This window comes from Dactylosporangium sp. NPDC005555 (assembly GCF_040605635.1).
Taxonomy (GTDB): Bacteria; Actinomycetota; Actinomycetes; order Mycobacteriales; family Micromonosporaceae; genus Dactylosporangium.
In genome coordinates, this window is the sequence record NZ_JBEXDG010000067.1 from 19,532 (window position 1) to 35,235 (window position 15,704).

Annotated in this window: 12 protein-coding genes; 6 read left to right on the forward strand and 6 right to left on the reverse strand. The window is 72.3% G+C overall.

The annotated features are described in order from the left end of the window. Positions 1 to 82 precede the first annotated feature (82 nt). Complete coding sequence (locus ABZS58_RS43290; protein WP_354789870.1) at positions 83 to 1,207, forward strand: HEAT repeat domain-containing protein; 1,125 nt, start codon at positions 83 to 85, stop codon at positions 1,205 to 1,207. Here ABZS58_RS43290 and hemE read toward each other — a convergent pair. Further along, a complete protein-coding gene (hemE, locus tag ABZS58_RS43295) occupies positions 1,204 to 2,211 on the reverse strand; it encodes a uroporphyrinogen decarboxylase (RefSeq protein ID WP_354789871.1) in 1,008 nt (335 codons plus the stop codon). The genes ABZS58_RS43290 and hemE overlap by 4 nt on opposite strands. 80 nt (positions 2,212 to 2,291) lie before the next feature. Between hemE and ABZS58_RS43300 the strand changes: the two genes are divergently transcribed. Next, positions 2,292 to 2,846 carry a DUF3000 domain-containing protein gene (locus ABZS58_RS43300; RefSeq protein WP_354789872.1) on the forward strand — a complete coding sequence of 185 codons (555 nt, stop codon included), beginning with the start codon at positions 2,292 to 2,294 and terminating at the stop codon, positions 2,844 to 2,846. Between the two features lie 39 nt (positions 2,847 to 2,885). Here ABZS58_RS43300 and ABZS58_RS43305 read toward each other — a convergent pair whose 3' ends face one another. Continuing rightward, the gene (locus ABZS58_RS43305) at positions 2,886 to 3,692 is read right to left on the reverse strand and encodes a hypothetical protein (protein WP_354789873.1); all 807 of its coding nucleotides are present in this window, start codon (positions 3,690 to 3,692) and stop codon (positions 2,886 to 2,888) included. 107 nt (positions 3,693 to 3,799) lie between these two features. Next, positions 3,800 to 4,744, reverse strand: a complete 945-nt coding sequence (locus tag ABZS58_RS43310) for a S1C family serine protease (protein WP_354789874.1) — start codon at positions 4,742 to 4,744, stop codon at positions 3,800 to 3,802. Positions 4,745 to 5,253: 509 nt separating this feature from the next. On the opposite strand from ABZS58_RS43310, the gene ABZS58_RS43315 reads away from it, so the two are divergent. The 4 genes from ABZS58_RS43315 (at position 5,254) to ABZS58_RS43330 (ending at position 11,105) form a co-directional block, all read left to right on the forward strand. Then, complete coding sequence (locus tag ABZS58_RS43315) at positions 5,254 to 6,528, forward strand: HRDC domain-containing protein (RefSeq protein WP_354789875.1); 1,275 nt, start codon at positions 5,254 to 5,256, stop codon at positions 6,526 to 6,528. 88 nt (positions 6,529 to 6,616) lie between these two features. Further along, the gene (locus ABZS58_RS43320) at positions 6,617 to 7,810 is read left to right on the forward strand and encodes an acetyl-CoA C-acyltransferase (protein WP_354789876.1); all 1,194 of its coding nucleotides are present in this window, start codon (positions 6,617 to 6,619) and stop codon (positions 7,808 to 7,810) included. After that, the gene (locus ABZS58_RS43325; protein ID WP_354789877.1) at positions 7,807 to 9,876 is read left to right on the forward strand and encodes a 3-hydroxyacyl-CoA dehydrogenase NAD-binding domain-containing protein; all 2,070 of its coding nucleotides are present in this window, start codon (positions 7,807 to 7,809) and stop codon (positions 9,874 to 9,876) included. The genes ABZS58_RS43320 and ABZS58_RS43325 overlap by 4 nt, the downstream gene beginning before the upstream one ends. Positions 9,877 to 9,998: 122 nt before the next feature. Continuing rightward, positions 9,999 to 11,105 carry a peptidoglycan DD-metalloendopeptidase family protein gene (locus ABZS58_RS43330; RefSeq protein ID WP_354789878.1) on the forward strand — a complete coding sequence of 369 codons (1,107 nt, stop codon included), beginning with the start codon at positions 9,999 to 10,001 and terminating at the stop codon, positions 11,103 to 11,105. Between the two features lie 759 nt (positions 11,106 to 11,864). Here ABZS58_RS43330 and ABZS58_RS43335 read toward each other — a convergent pair. The 3 genes from ABZS58_RS43335 to ABZS58_RS43345 form a co-directional block, all read right to left on the reverse strand. Next, positions 11,865 to 13,622, reverse strand: a complete 1,758-nt coding sequence (locus ABZS58_RS43335; protein WP_354789879.1) for a sensor domain-containing diguanylate cyclase — start codon at positions 13,620 to 13,622, stop codon at positions 11,865 to 11,867. A gap of 102 nt (positions 13,623 to 13,724) precedes the next feature. After that, positions 13,725 to 14,927, reverse strand: a complete 1,203-nt coding sequence (locus tag ABZS58_RS43340) for a HAMP domain-containing sensor histidine kinase (protein ID WP_354789881.1) — start codon at positions 14,925 to 14,927, stop codon at positions 13,725 to 13,727. 10 nt (positions 14,928 to 14,937) lie between these two features. Further along, a complete protein-coding gene (locus ABZS58_RS43345; RefSeq protein ID WP_354789882.1) occupies positions 14,938 to 15,603 on the reverse strand; it encodes a response regulator transcription factor in 666 nt (221 codons plus the stop codon). Positions 15,604 to 15,704: the final 101 nt, after the last annotated feature.

A 15,704-nucleotide genomic window follows, 5' to 3' on the forward strand; every position in this document is an offset into this window, starting at 1 on the left:
GGGCGATTCTGACCAGGGGGATGTCCATCTGTGGGACGAACCCCTCTGGAACATCTCGCCCGAGGCGAGCACACTCTCTCGGATGAGCGACCTTGCGTCCTCCCGACCGTCACCGGACGAGCCGAACGACCGCGCGCTGAATCCCGGCGCCGGCGGCGGTCACGCGCCGTGGACCGCCGAACCCTGGACGACCGACCCGTGGCAGATCGGTGCCGGGCAGACGGGGGACGGCTACGGGGCGGATCCGCTCGCCGACGTCATCGCGGACCTGGCCGACCTGGCGGCCGACCCGGACGACCCGGCCGACCCGGCGGCGGCTGCGGCGGCTGCCGCGGCAGCGGCAGCGGCGAGGGCGGCACCGGTCGACGACGTGGAGCCGACCGCGCGGACCATCTCCGCGCTGCTCGCCGACACGGCCACGTCACCGGCGGAGCTCGCCGACGCGGTCGCCTGGTGTTACGACGACGAGGCGCTGCCGCTGCTGCTGCCGCTGATCCACCACGCCGACGCCCGGGTCCGGCGGGCCGTCGCGCAGGCGTTGCCGAGCGTCCTGGGTGAGGCCGCGCCCGACGACACGGTCCGGGCGCTGCTGGTGCTGAGCAACGACCCCGACGACGACGTGCGCGACTGGGCGTGTTTCGCGCTCGGCACCCAGCTGTCCGAGGTGGACGCGCCGGTGCTGCGCGACGCCCTCGTCGTGCGCCTGGACGACCCGCACGACGACACCCGGTGCGAGGCGCTGCTCGGCCTGGCCCGGCGCCGCGACGGGCGCATCCTGCCGGTGCTGCAGGAGCGGCTGGCCCGCGACAACGTGTTCTCGCTGGAGATCGACGCGGCCGGTGCGCTGGGGCACCCGTCGCTGCACACGCTGGTCCGCGGGCACCTGTCGGGCTGGGACGACGACGTGGTCGCCCGGGTCTGCGCGGCGCTGCGGCTCACCGACCCCGACGGCGTCGGCGACGACCTGCTCGACGGGCTCGCCGAGTGGTTCGTCTGCGGTGCGCCGCACGCCAGCGACGAGGACCGCTACTGGTGGACGGTGACGCTGCAGCTGCTGGAGCACGCCGAGTACCGCGCGCCGGAGATCGCCGAGCTGGTGCACGGCCGCCTCGCCGGCGAGACCCGGGCGACGTCGCTGATGCTCGGCTCGCGACTGGCCCAGCTCGCCGGCGACCACGGCTGGTGGCGCTGGACCCCGACGTACTAGAGCGAGTGCACGAGCGAGACGACCCTGGTCAGCACGTCCGGCGAAGTCTCCGGCATGACGCCGTGACCGAGGTTGAAGATGTGCCCGGGCGCCTTGCGGCCCTCGGCGACCACCCGGCGCACCTCGGACTCCACGACGTCCCACGGCGCGAACAGCACGCACGGGTCGAGGTTGCCCTGCAGGGCCTTGCCGGGGACCCGCCCGGCGGCCACATCGAGGGGCGTGCGCCAGTCGACGCCGACCACGTCCGCGCCGGCCTCGGCCATGGCGGGCAGGAGCTCGCCGGTGCCGACGCCGAAGTGGATGCGGGGAAGACCGGCGACGCCGTCCAGGACGTGCCGGGAGTGCGGCAGGACGTATCGGCGGTAGTCCGCCTCCGACAGCGCCCCGGCCCACGAGTCGAACAGCTGCACCGCATGCACGCCCGCCCCGGCCTGGACCTGCAGGAAGGTCAGGGTGATGTCGGCGAGCTTGGCGCACAGGGCGTGCCAGACGTCGGGTGCGCCGTACATGAGCGCCTTCGTCTTCACGTGATGCCGTGACGGCCCGCCCTCGACGAGGTAGCTGGCCAGGGTGAACGGCGCCCCGGCGAAGCCGATGAGCGCGGTCTGCCCCAGCTCGGCGAGCAGCAGCCGGATCGACTCGGCGACGAACCCGACGGCTTCGGGATGCAGCGGCGGCAGCGCGTCGACGTCGGCCATCGTGGCGACGGGCGAGGCGACGACGGGCCCCGTCCCGGCGACGATGTCCAGGTCCACGCCCGCGGCCTGCAGCGGCACGACGATGTCGCTGAAGAGGATCGCCGCGTCGACGTGGTGGCGGCGGACCGGCTGGAGGGTGATCTCGCAGACCAGGTCGGGCCGGCGGCACGACTCCAGCATGCCGATGCCGGCCCGCAGCGCGCGGTATTCGGGCAGGGAACGACCGGCCTGGCGCATGAACCAGACGGGAGGGTGCGGCACCGCCTGACCGCGGGCGGCACGCAGCAACAAGTTGTCAGTCATAGCGAAGTCATCGTTTCACTGCGTGCACAACGGCGGCGCGGCGGCACCCCCCACGTGGGTTTGCGCCTTACTCTTCCGGTATGGCGCCATCGACCGCGACTCCCCCAACGTTCACCCGGGCGGTGGAGGAGCTGCGCGCGTTCACGGCGCGGCCCGAGATCGAGCTCGAGGAGATGCCGGCGCCGCAGCGGCTGGCGCCGTTCGCGCACGCGATGAGCGGCACGGTGCTGCGCGACGGCGACGAGGTCGCGACGGGGCGCCTGATCCTGCTGCACGACCCGGCCGGGCACGAGGCGTGGGACGGCACGATGCGGCTCGTCACCTACGTCACGGCGGAGCTGGAGGCGGAGCTCGCCGCGGACCCGCTGCTGCCGGTCGTCGGCTGGAGCTGGCTGACCGACGCCCTCGAAAGCCACGGCGCGTCCTACACGGCGATCGGCGGGACGGTCACGCAGACGCTGTCGACCCGCTTCGGCGACCTCGCGCTCACCGGCCCGCCGACGGCGGCCGACCTGGAGATCCGGGCGTCGTGGACGCCGACGGACGAGGACATGCAGGCCCACGTGCACGCGTGGTGCGCGCTGCTGGCCTCGACGGCGGGGCTGCCCCCGCCCGGGGTCACCGCCCTGCACTGACAGGCGGAGCGGCGACCCACGAGCAGGACATGAGCGGGATCAGGTTCCGAGCAGGACCTCAGCCTCGTCGCACGGCTTCTTCATCTCGGTGAGCTTGCTCTGCAGCGTCGTCTTGTCGCCGCTGCTGGACGCGTCGAGCGCCTCGATCAGCAGCGTCAGGCACTTGCCGATGACGTCCCGCTGGCGCTTCGCCTCGGTGCTGTCGGCGGTGACGCCACGCAGCTCCTGCTGGGCCTTGGTGAGCTCGTCGGCCTTGGACTTGAGGTCGGTCTTGGTCTTGTCGAGCTCGCCCTGGGTCGCGGTCAGGCTGTCCTGGCGCTGCGAAGCGAGCTTCTCCGACTTGTCGAGCTTGCCGCTCTTGTCGACGTACAGGCCGACGAACACGCCGGCCGCGATGATCGCGAGGGCCAGGACGCTGGCGAGAATCGGCACCGCGACGCTCTTCTTCGGCGCCGGGCCGGGGGTCTGGTAGCCGCCCTGGGCGTATCCGGGCGGGCCGGACACCGGGCCGTACGCAACCGGCGGACCGGACATCGGCGGACCGGACATCGGCGGGGCCGACATCGGCGGGTGCGCCATCATCGGCGAGGTCGGCGGCGCGGAGACCGACGGCTCCAGGTTGTAGGCGGCCGGGGGCTGCTCGCCGTACACGGGCAGCTGCGCGGTGCCCTGGTCGTACGGGTTCGCCGGCGGCTGGCCGTAGCCCTGGTCGTGGGTGGGCGCCGGCTGCTGCGGCACGGGGGCGCCGTACGGGTTCGGCGGCGGGAAGGCCCCCTGCGGCGCGTTCGGGTCGGGGTAGCCGTAGCCCTCGTTCGGGTTCCCCTGGGGGTTACCGGGATATGTCATCTGTTTTCTTCCTCCTGAGAATCCCTCCGGGCAACGCCCCGGGCGGGGGTGGTGGTGCGGCCGTCGCGACCGGGACGCGACGGCGTGGTGCGGTCCGTTTCGAGGGATCAGCAGATGCTGATCGTGGCGCAGACCACCGAGATCGGGATGGCCAGACCGATGCCTTCGGCCTCTCGCGCCTTCAGCGTCGCGACGCCGACGACCTCCTTCTTGGCGTTGAACACCGGGCCGCCGGAGTTGCCGGGGTTGATCGCCGCGTCGAACTGCATCAGCTCCTCGCCGCTGAGCGAGCGGAACGCGCTGACGACGCCGGTCGTGACGGTGTCCTCCAGGCCGAGCGGCGCGCCGACGACGAGGACGGGCTCGCCGACCTTCGGCACCTGCGCGGCGGCCACGAGCCGGGTGAACTCCTCGTCGGTGTGCAGCACGGCGAGGTCCTTGTCGGGGTGCGCCTCGATGATCTTCGCCGGGAAGCGCTGGTTGGTCCGCTCGATGCTGACCTCGCGCTCACCCTTCTCGTAGGCCTGCTGCACCACGTGGTAGTTCGTGATGAGGTTCGTGCCGCCGCCCGAGGGGGCCTTGCCGAGCGCGAAGGACGTGCCGGTGGCGTACTTGGTGGAGACGCGGAACACACTCGGGCGGACGCTCTCGGCGACGGCGGCGGCGTCGAGGTTGCCGCCGGTCTTGGCCTCGAGCTTGTCGGCGCGGTCCTCGACGGCCTTGAGCCGGCTCTCGTCGCTCTGCTTCGCGGCGGACGCGGCCTGCTCGGCCTTGTCGAGGCGGGACTCGAGCCGGATGATGAACGCCCCCTGCACGCCGGCGACGACCAGCAGGATCGCGGCGATGATCAGGGCGAGGACACCGCTGCGACCACGGCGCGCGGTCTCCTGCTGCGGCTGGTGAACGAGGTGCGGCGGCCCGCTGTGCGGCGGGGGCGGCCCCGCGGGCGCCGACACGGGCCAGGCGCTCGTCGGCTGGGCGGGGAAGGCTCCGGTGGACGGCGCGCCCGCGGGGGACACGCCGGCGGCCGGGAACGATCCGGTCTGGGTCATGCGTGGAGGAAGTGGACCGAGTCGCTCCGAGTCGTCGACGGACCGGTCCGCGTGGCGCGGACGATCGTACGAATCGGAGGTTCCGGAAGCCACCGGGTTCGAGGGGTCATACCCGGCCGTCATGCTTCTCGTTTTCCTTCCTGTCACAATTCCACCCGTTTTGTCCCCGAGGCACGGTGCGATGTGCGGCCTCGCGGTCGGCCTCACCCTAAACCGCCGGCACAAGCCCCGCGACCTCCGAGGCAACCACCGGACACAACCGGAAGTACCAGTTCGGCCCGTGCAGGCGACCGTACCGGGACGGCCGGTGTTTGTCCGTCCCGAAAAGGCCGTCCGGGCGCGTTCCGGACCACCGGAACACGGCTCGCCCGACCGCCGAAACCCGACGCGCCGGACGACCCGAAACCGGCGAGCCGGACCACCGGAAACCGGCGAGCCGGACCACCGGAAACCGACGCGCCGGACCCGGCTGCATCGGCGTACCGGTGCCGCAACGTACCGTGGTCCGGGTGACCGACGAACCCCCCGCGCGGCGTCGGGACGAGGAGCCAGACAGTCCGGACAAACCGGACGACAAGACCGAGCCCGTCCTGCTGACCGCCCCCCGAGACGGGACCCCCGAGCCGATCACCGACCGGGCCGAGCTCACGCGTGCCGTCGAGCGCTTCGCCCAGGGCAGCGGCCCCGTGGCCGTGGACGCCGAGCGCGCCTCCGGCTACCGGTACACGCATCGGGCGTATCTCGTGCAACTGCGCCGTGCCGGAGCCGGCACCGTCCTGATCGACCCCCTCCCCTTCGGCCAGCTACCAGAGCTCGACGAGGTGATCTCACCCACCGAATGGATCCTGCATGCCGCCAGCCAGGACCTGCCGTGCCTCACCGATCTCGGGCTGCGCCCCACCCGGCTGTTCGACACCGAGCTCGCGGCGCGGCTGTGCGGCTTCGAGCGGGTCGGGCTGGCCGCCCTGACCGAGTCGCTGCTCGGGTACACCCTGGAGAAGCACCACTCGGCGGCCGACTGGTCGACCAGGCCGCTGCCGACCTCCTGGCTGACCTACGCGGCGCTGGACGTCGAGCTGCTGCTCCAGCTGCGCGACACCCTCGTCGAGGAGCTGCACCAGCAGGGCAAGACGGAATGGGCGGCGCAGGAGTTCGCCGCGCTGGTCGCCTCCGCCGGCGACCCGCCGCGGGTGCGGGCCGACCCGTGGCGCCGCACGTCGGGCATCCACCGGGTCCGCGGCGCCAGGGCCCTCGCCCGGGTCCGCGCGCTGTGGCACGCCCGCGACGAGATCGCCGCCCGCCGGGACGCGAGCCCCGGCCGGGTCCTCGCCGACGCGGCGATCATCGCGGCCGCCGAGGCCGACCCGAAGGACGAGCGGACACTGCTGACACTCGCCGGGTTCGGCGGGCGGTCGGTGCGCCGGCTCGCGCCGACCTGGCTGGCCGCGCTGACCGACGCCAGGGCACTGCCGGACCGGGAGCTGCCGACCACCCCGCCGTCGGACGGGCCTCCCCCGCCGCACCGGTGGGCGGAGCGGGACCCCGTCGCGGCGGGCCGCCTCGCCCGCTCCCGCGAGGTGGTGACCGGCCTGGCCACCGCCAACCGGGTGCCGCCGGAGAACCTGATCACGCCGGACTCGGTGCGCCGCCTCGCCTGGTCTCCCCCGGAGGAGCTCACCGAGGAGGCCGTCGGCGCGGTGCTGTCCGGCTACGGCGCCCGCCCGTGGCAGGTCGCACTGGTGGCCCCCGGGCTCACCCAGGCACTGGAGGTACCGGCGGAATAGCGGAATGACGGGGTGTGGGCGGATCCACAGGCGCAGCGGACCTACTGGCGAGTAACATTGCCGGTAATTCGTCGCTAGGAGGACACCCGTGCCCCGTCCCGTCCGCGACGTCGTCTTCGTCGACGGCGTGCGCACCCCGTTCGGCAAGGCCGGTGGGATGTATGCCAACACCCGCGCCGACGACCTCGTCATCCGCTGTATCCGGGAGCTGCTGCAGCGCAATCCGCAGCTGCCCCCGGAGCGGGTCGACGAGGTCGCGATCGCGGCCACCACGCAGATCGGCGACCAGGGCCTGACCATCGGCCGGACCGCCGCCCTGCTGTCGGGTCTGCCCAAGACCGTCCCGGGCTACTCGATCGACCGCATGTGCGCCGGCGCCCTGACCGCGGTGACCACCGTCGCCGGCGGGATCGCCTTCGGCGCCTACGACGTCGCGATCGCCGGCGGCGTCGAGCACATGGGCCGCCACCCGATGGGCGAGGGCGTCGACCCCAACCCGCGGATCATCGCCGAGAAGCTCGTCGACCCGTCCGCGCTCGTCATGGGCGCCACCGCGGAGAACCTGCACGACCGGCTGCCCGGCATCACCAAGGAGCGGGCCGACCGGTTCGGCTACGCCTCCCAGGTGAAGACCGCCGCCGCGTACAAGGCGGGCAAGCTGCAGCCGGACCTGGTCAGCGTCGCCACCCGCGACCCCGGGGCGGGCTGGGGCCTGGCCACGGTCGACGAGGCGCCCCGCGACACCAGCCTGGAGAAGCTCGGCACGCTCAAGACCCCGTTCCGCCCGCACGGCAAGGTCACCGCGGGCAACGCCGCCGGGCTCAACGACGGCGCCACCGCCGCGATCATCGCCGCCGAGGACGTCGCCCGCGAGCTGGGCCTGCCCGTCGGCATGCGCCTGGTGTCCTACGGTTTCGTCGGCGTGGAGCCCGAGGTCATGGGCTACGGCCCGGTCCCGGCCACCGAGAAGGCGCTGCGCCTGGCCGGCCTCACCATCGCCGACATCGGCCTGTTCGAGCTCAACGAGGCCTTCGCCGTGCAGGTCCTGGCGTTCCTCGACCACTTCGGCATCGCCGACGACGACCCGCGGGTCAACCAGTGGGGCGGCGCGATCGCCGTCGGGCACCCCTTGGCGTCCTCCGGCGTGCGGCTCATGACGCAGCTGTCGCGGCAGTTCGCCGAGCACCCCGAGGTCCGCTACGGCCTCACCGCCATGTGCGTCGGCATCGGCATGGGCGCGTCCGTGATCTGGGAGAACCCGAACTGGGAGGGCGGCAAGTGAGCACGACCATCATCAACCCGAACGAGGTCGTGACCAAGGCGCTGCTGCGGTTCGTCACGCTGCCGTCGCGGGAGCGCGCCGCGCTCATCACCCTCGACAACGGCTTCGACCACACCAAGCCCAACTCGTTCGGCCCCGGCGGCCTGGCGAGCCTGGAGGCGGCGATCGACGAGGCCGTCGCGGCCGCGCCGAAGTTCATCGCGCTGACCGGCAAGCCGTACATCTTCTGCGTCGGCGCCGACATCACCGCCATGCCGCTGCTCACCGAGCGCGAGCAGGCTCTGCAACTGGGCCGCTACGGCCACCAGGTGTTCAAGAAGTTCAAGGATTCGCCGGTACCGACGTTCGCGTTCATCAACGGCGCGGCGATGGGCGGTGGCCTGGAGGTGGCGCTGCACTGCCACTACCGGACCGTGTCGTCCGGCGCGGTGGCGCTCGCGCTGCCCGAGGTCGCGATCGGGCTCGTGCCCGGCTGGGGCGGCACCCAGCTGCTGCCCAACCTCATCGGCATCGCCCCGGCGGCGCAGGTCATCATCCAGAACCCGCTGACCCAGAAGACGCTCAAGCCGGCGCAGGCCCGCGAGCTCGGCATCGCCGACGAGCTCTTCGAGCCGGCCGACTACCTGGAGCGGTCCCTCGCCTGGGCCGAGGGTGTCGTGGACGGCACGGTCACCGTCACCCGCCCGGAGATCGACCGGGACATGTGGGACGGCGTGCTGTTCTTCGCCAGGCATCAGCTCGACGAGCGGCTGCACGGCGCGGTCGACTCGGCGAACAAGGCCCTCGACCTGCTGGCCCTGGCGAAGTCGTCGACCTTCGACAACGGCACGGCAGCCGAGGACGAGGCGCTCGCCGACCTGCTCATGGGCGACCAGTCCCGGGCCAGTCTGTACGCGTTCGACCTCGTCCAGCGCCGCGCGAAGCGGCCCGCCGGCGCGCCCGACAAGGGCCTCGCCCGTGACGTCAACAAGGTCGGCATCGTCGGCGCCGGCCTGATGGCCTCGCAGCTGGCGCTGCTGTTCGTGCGCCGGCTCGAGGTCCCGGTCGTGCTCACCGACCTCGACCAGGCCCGCGCCGACAAGGGCGTCGGCTACGTCGTCGCCGAGATCGACAAGCTGGTGGCCAAGAAGCGCCTCGACCCGGGCAAGGCCGCCAAGTACAAGGGTCTCGTCAGCGGCTCGGCGGACAAGGCCGCGTTCGCCGACGCCGACCTGGTCCTCGAAGCCGTGTTCGAGGACCTCGGCGTCAAGCAACAGGTCTGGGCCGAGGTCGAGAAGATCGTCCGCGACGACTGCGTCCTGGCGACCAACACGTCCTCGCTGTCCGTCAGCGAGCAGGCCGCCGGGCTCGCCCACCCCGAGCGGGTCGTCGGGCTGCACTTCTTCAACCCGGTCGCGATGATGCCGCTGCTGGAGATCGTCCGCGCCGACCGTACCGACGACGCGACCCTCGCGACGGCCTTCGCGGTCGGCAAGGCGCTGAAGAAGTCCTCGGTGCTCGTCGCGGACCGGCCGGCGTTCGTGGTCAACCGGCTGCTGACCCGCTTCCTCGGCGTGGTCACCGCCGCCGTCGACAACGGCACGCCGATCGAGGTCGCCGACTCCGCCCTCGACCCGCTGGGCCTGCCGATGCGGCCGATGGCGCTGCTCACCATGGTCGGCCCGGCGGTCGCGCACCACGTGTCGGAGACGCTGCACACCGCGTTCCCCGACCGTTTCGGCGTCTCGGCCAACCTGGGCCGGGTCGTGGAGGCCGGCAAGCGCGGCTTCGTCGACGGCGAGGGCAACCCCGACCCGGAGGTCCTCGCGCTGCTGCGGGTCGGCGACTCCCCGTCGACCGCGGACGAGCTGCGCGACGAGGCGACCACCGCCCTGGCCCGCGAGATCCGCCTCATGCTCGACAAGGGCGTCGTGGCCGACCCCCGCGACATCGACCTGTGCATGATCCTCGGCGCGGGCTGGCCGATGCACCTCGGTGGCGTCACGCCGTACCTCGACCGCGAAGGCATCTCGGAGAAGGTGACCGGGGCACGGTTCCTGCCGCCGGGCGTGGCGAACGCGCCGTAGGTTCACTCGATCGAGCGGACATTTACAGAATGTCGGATACGAACCCCGTCAGCGCCTAGCGTTGGCGGGGTTCGCTCGCAGTCCCCCCGGCTGCACGGCTCACTCGTCCCCGGGGGTGCACCATGCGCAAAATCATGTCCGTCGCCGCGTTGCTGCTGGCGGTCCCGCTGTTGCCGGCACCCGCGCACGCGGCCCAGGCGGCGACCGTGGTCTCCCCGAAGCGCCCCCTGAACGTCCGGGCCGGCAGCGCCGTGTGGACGGTGCCGCTGCGGACCCTGCCGCACGGGTCGCCGGTCGCGATCGACTGCTGGGTCAAGGGTCAGCTGATCAACCAGGGCAGCGTCCGCGTCACCGACCAGTGGGACCGCCTCACCGACGGCTCCTACGTCTCCGACGCGTGGATCCGCCGCTCCGACGCCCCGATCCCCGCCTGCGGCGCGGCCGCCCCGGTCGCCCCCGCCGCCGTCGCGGCCGCCGCAGCGGTCACCACCACCGCCGGCACCGTCGCGTCCGGCGGCACGCCGCTGAAGGCCCGCACCGCGCCCGCGCACACCGCACCGCTGATCGCCGCCCTGCCCAACGGCACCGCACTGACCCTGGTCTGCCAGCAGCAGGGCGAGAACATCGCCGGCACCCAGCGGACCACCGCCATGTGGAACCGGCTGCCCGAGGGCACCTACGTCTCCGACGCGTACGTGCGCCGCGCCGCCACCCCACCGCCCTGCACCGCCGTGAACCAGCCGGTCGCCGCGCCCGCCGCACCCGCCACCGGCGGCGAATGGACCAGCCCGCTGCCCGGCTTCCGCGCCCGGCCCGGCTTCCGGACCGCGAACAACCCCAACCACATCGGCGCGGACATCATGTCCTTCACCGGCACCCCCATCCACGCCGCCTCCGCCGGCACCGTCACCGAGGTCGTCTGCAACATCGAGGCCGGCCACAGCTGCGACCAGACCGGCAGCCCCTCCATCGGCGGTTGCGGCTGGTACGTCAAGGTCCAACACTCCGGCGGCATCGCCACCCTGTACTGCCACATGGTCCGCAAGGCCATCGTCCAGCCGGGCCAGAAGGTCAAGGCCGGTCAGGTCATCGGCTACGTCGGCAGCTCAGGCAACTCCTCCGCCCCCCACCTGCACTTCGAGGTCCACATCAACGCCCCGCCGACAGGCCCCCAGAACGCCATCGACCCCATCCCCTTCATGCGCACCCACAACGCCTCCATCGGCTAGCTGTGCTGTTACCCGCATTTCGCCTTCGGCGATGGCTCGCTGCCCCACGCTTCGCGCGGGTCCCGCCGGGGGGATTCTCACCCCCGGAGCCCCCCAATGCGCCGCGAGCGGCGCACAGTCCGCGCGTGCCGCGCTGGCTGGGATCCGCTCACGCGGCATCCCAGGTGGCCGGCCGCCACCGCCCGCGAGGCTCCATGATCCGGAAGAGTTGTGGTCGCCAGAGAGCCTGTTGCGTTTTGGCGGAAAACTGTCTCGTCGACGGTCGTCGCGACCCTCGACGGCTACCGATCGGCCGCGACCGGCTCGCACAGCCGTGTTTTTCTCAGCACGGAACGTGAGACGGCCATTTCGCAACAGGCTCCAGAGCAGCAAAAGGTCTACCGGATCACGGAAACCAGCCGGACCGTCCGGCGGCCGGTCGGTGTAACTCGTGATCCGGAAGACTTTTGTGTAGCCCGGGGTGCACAAGGTCTACCGGATCACGGAAACCAGCCGGGTCGTCCGGCCGCTGGTCGGCGTGACTCATGATCCGGTAGAGATGTTGTCGCCCTGGCGACCAAGAGTCTTCCGGATCATGGAAAGCGCGGCGGGGGCCACGGTGATGCCACGCGCATGCGTGTGAGGCTGCCGCGCAAGCCGGCAGTGCGTCGCGGAGCGGCGCATTGGGGGGCTCCGGGGGTGAGAATCCCCCCGGCGGGACCCGCGCGAAGCGTGGGGCAGCGAGCCATGGCCGAAGGCCAAAGGCGGGAAACAGCACAGCTACGCGGCGCGGTGGCGGCCGGGGCGGTCCGGGCCGCGTTTTGCGGCGTACATGGCCTGGTCGGCGGTGCGGAGGACCTCGTCGGGGTCCTCGCCGGGGCCGGCCAGGTGGAGGCCGACGCTGGCGCCGATGCGGACCTCCTGGCCCGCGATGTCGAACGGGGAGGACAGCGAGTCGCGCAGGCGGGCCGCAAGGGCGTCCGCGTCCTCGCCGCCGACGACGCCCGGCAGGAGCAGGACGAACTCGTCGCCGCCGACGCGGGCGAGGACGTCGGTGGGGCGCAGGCAGGCCGAGAGGCGGTCGCCGACCTGGCGCAGGAGCTCGTCGCCGGCCTCGTGGCCGAGCTCGTCGTTGACGGGTTTGAAGCCGTCCAGGTCGACGAAGAGGACGCCGACGGGGGTGTGCTGCAGGGAGGCGGTGAGGCGTTCCTGCAGGCGGCGGCGGTTGGGCAGGCCGGTGAGCGGGTCGTGGTGGGCGTCGTGGGCGAGGCGGTCCTGCATCTCGCGGCTGTCGGTGATGTCGCGGGCGTTGATGACGACGCCGTCGAGGGCGGCGTTGTGCAGCTGGTTGGAGGCGGTGAAGTCGAACCAGCGGTGGTTGCCGTCGGCCTGCCGGACGCGGACCTGCATGCGCTCCAGGCCGCCCTTCTCGGCCAGCAGCGCGGCGAAGCGGTCCCGGACGTGCCGGCGGTCGTCGGGGTGCACCAGGTCGAAGACGGGCGAGCCGATGGCTATGAAGCCGAGGATGCGTTTGCCGCTGGGGCTGGAGTACACGACGCACCCGTCACCGTCCAGGACGGTGACGACGTCCGGGGCATGTTCGACGAGCGCGGCGAAGCGTTCCTCGGCCCGGCGGCGGACCAGCTGGGAGCGGTGGCCGAGCACGGCGATCCCGACGACGCCGACGAGGAGCATGGTCAGCAGCGCGAGGTTGATGGTGAGGCTGCGGTTGCGGACCGGGCCGTCGAAGGTGGCGGTGGACTGGGTCCGCACGTACGCCCAGCCGCCCGGCAGCCCCCCGTGCACGGCCGCGATCATGGATCTGCCGCCGGAGCGGTACGTGACGAACACCGACTCCTCGGAGCCGAGCTTCTTAATGATCTCGGAGTCGACGAGGGTGCCGACCGCGGCCGGGTCGCTCGACGCGCCGACGGTGCCGGCGGCGTCGACGACGAGTGAGAGGTGCGACGGGTCGCTGAGCTTCTCCAGGTACGCCTGGAGCTGCCCCTTCAGCACGGGGATGAAGCCGTAGGCGAGCGCGACGGGGTCGCTGCCCACGACGATCGGCACCGCGACCGCCTGGACCAGGGTGTCCTTGACCGTCATCAGGGAGGAGAACCCGGGCCTGCCCAGCGCCAGGCCGGAGATCAGCGGTTTCCAGCCGATCGCGGCCTGGTCGGGGAAGAAGTTCGCGGTCTTCGTGGCATTGATCGGGTTGCCGGTCAGGTCGGTGAGGACCACGCCGTAGGTGAAGAACGTCGACTTGTTCGAGTATTCGATGAGCGCGGCCCGGTCGCCGGTGTCACCGGGGGTCAGTGACAGCGGCCGGCTGGCGACGAAGTCGTTGAGCTCCTTCGCCGACACCAGGAGCAGCTGCTCGACGAGGCCGCCGTTGTTGGTGGCGAGGGCGAGGGTGTCGGCGCGGTGCACGGTCTCCGCGGCGCGCAGGGCGGAGCGGTTGACGGAGATGCCGACCGCCCCGATGGCGAGCAGCAGTGCGGCGCTGATGCTCACGACGAGCCAACTCCGCAGCCGCATCCGGTTTCCTCCGACTCGTCCTGTGGAGGTCTCATCGGCCGCGAAGGGGTCGGAACTGAGAAAGTGTGCCCGCCGTCACAAAGGTCAGGCAGTTCAGACAGGTCAGACGGGTTTCACGGGCGCGGAGCCGGTGAGCACCGGGGTGATCGCGGCCGCGGGGAGGCTGACGGTGACCTCCAGGCCGCCGCCGTCGAGGGCGACCGCGCTGGCGCCCCCGCCGTGCGCCTCGCAGACGGCGCGGACGATCGACAGCCCGAGCCCGGAGCCGCGGGCGCCCGTGCGTTCCCGGCCGCCGCGCCGGAAGGGCTCGAAGAGCACGGGCACGTCGGCGGGGTCGACCTCGAAGCCGGTGTTCCCGACGACGAGCCAGGCGAGGGTCTCGTCCGTGCCGGTGCGCACCCAGATGCGTCCGCCGAGGTGGTTGTACCGCACGGCGTTCTCGATCAGGTTGCCGGCGAGCCGTTCGAGGAGGCCGGGGTCGCCGACGACGTTCGCCGGCGCGAGGTCGGTCGTCACGCCGAGCGTGAGCCGTTTGATCTCCTTGCCCATCGCCGACATCGCGACCGTGACGCCGGTGGCCAGGTCGGTGGGGACCTTGCGGCCGAGCCGGCGGCCCGCCTGCGCCTCGGTGCGCGCGAGCAGCAGCAGCGACTCGACCAGCGCGTTGGCCCGCGTGGAAGCGTCGCGGACGACGTTGGACATGCGGCGGAACTCCTCGACGTCCGCCTCGGGGTCGTCGAGGGTCACGTCGACCTCGGTCCGCATCACGGCGAGGGGGGTCCGCAACTCGTGGGAGGCGTTGGCGACGAAGCGTTTCTGCGTCTCGAACGCCTCGCCTATTCGGTCGAGCATGGCGTCGAACGTCTTCGCCAGCTCCGACACCTCGTCGTCGGCGCCGTCGTAGTTGATCCGGGCGTCGAGGGTCTCCCCCGTCAGCCGCTGCGCGGTGGTGGTGACCCGATGCAGGGGGCGCAGCGCCCGGCCGGCGACGACGTAGGCGCCGGCGACCCCGACCGCGCCGATGAGCAGCAGCGCGAGGCTGCCGCGGGTGACGAGCTCCCATTCGGCGGCGTCGGCGAGCTCCGTCTGCCACTGGCGGGCGTCGACCTCGCTGCCGTCCTGCAGCACGATCCGGGTGCCGGGCTGCAGCTCGTCGGCGGGCCTGATCGCGCTGTCGACGAGGATGTACGCGAGGACGACGAGCACCAGCCCGGCCCCGACGAGCAGGATGCCGTTGAGCAGGGTGAGCCGCAGCCGCAGCGTCGGGCGGAACAGGGCCGCGCGGCGGGCGTCGTAGATGGTCATCGCAGCGGCCTCATTGTGGTGGCCTGGTCCTGTACCCGGCGCCGACGACGGTCTCGATGAGCGCCGGGTCGCCGAGCTTCTTGCGCAGCGTCATCATCGTGACCCGCACGGTCGTGGTGAAGGGGTCGGCGTTGGCGTCCCAGACCCGCTCCAGGAGCTCCTCGCTGGACACGACGGCGCCGCGGGCCTTGAGCAGCTCCTCCAGGAGGCCGAACTCCTTGCGGGTCAGGTCGAGCGGCTGCCCGCCCCGGCTCGCGACCCGCTTCGCCTGGTCGAGCACGAGGTCGCCGATGGTCAGCACCGGCGGCGCGGCGGGGGTGGCCCGGCGGCCGAGGGCCTGGACCCGGGCGACGAGCTCGTCGAAGGCGAACGGCTTCGGCAGGTAGTCGTCGGCGCCGATCTGCAGCCCTTCCACGCGGTCGGCGACGCTGCCGCTGGCGGTCAGCATCAGCACGCGGGTCAGCGCCCCGGACGCGACGAGGTCGGCGCAGATGTCGTCGCCGTGCACGCCGGGCAGGTCCCGGTCCAGCACGACCACGTCATACCGGGTGACCATGGCCATCTCGTGGCCCTCGGTGCCGTCGTACGAGACGTCGACGGCCATGCCCTGCCGGCGCAGCCCCCGCCCGATCGCGTCGGCGAGGCTCCGTTCGTCCTCGACCACCAGCACGCGCACGCCGCATCACCCCCACCCGGATCGGGCCAGTGTCGGGCACCGGCTGTGAAGTCCGCGTGAGCCAACGTATACCGCACCGTTGGCGACCATGGCCTTCGCCA

Excerpts from the sequence above, each read along its gene's own strand:
- ABZS58_RS43290 (WP_354789870.1), top strand. The coding sequence starts at position 83 with ATGAGCGACCTTGCGTCCTCCCGACCGTCACCGGACGAGCCGAACGAC.
- hemE (WP_354789871.1), bottom strand. The coding sequence starts at position 2,211 with ATGACTGACAACTTGTTGCTGCGTGCCGCCCGCGGTCAGGCGGTGCCG.
- ABZS58_RS43300 (WP_354789872.1), top strand. The coding sequence starts at position 2,292 with ATGGCGCCATCGACCGCGACTCCCCCAACGTTCACCCGGGCGGTGGAG.
- ABZS58_RS43305 (WP_354789873.1), bottom strand. The coding sequence starts at position 3,692 with ATGACATATCCCGGTAACCCCCAGGGGAACCCGAACGAGGGCTACGGC.
- ABZS58_RS43310 (WP_354789874.1), bottom strand. The coding sequence starts at position 4,744 with ATGACCCAGACCGGATCGTTCCCGGCCGCCGGCGTGTCCCCCGCGGGC.
- ABZS58_RS43330 (WP_354789878.1), top strand. The coding sequence starts at position 9,999 with ATGCGCAAAATCATGTCCGTCGCCGCGTTGCTGCTGGCGGTCCCGCTG.
- ABZS58_RS43335 (WP_354789879.1), bottom strand. The coding sequence starts at position 13,622 with ATGCGGCTGCGGAGTTGGCTCGTCGTGAGCATCAGCGCCGCACTGCTG.
- ABZS58_RS43340 (WP_354789881.1), bottom strand. The coding sequence starts at position 14,927 with ATGACCATCTACGACGCCCGCCGCGCGGCCCTGTTCCGCCCGACGCTG.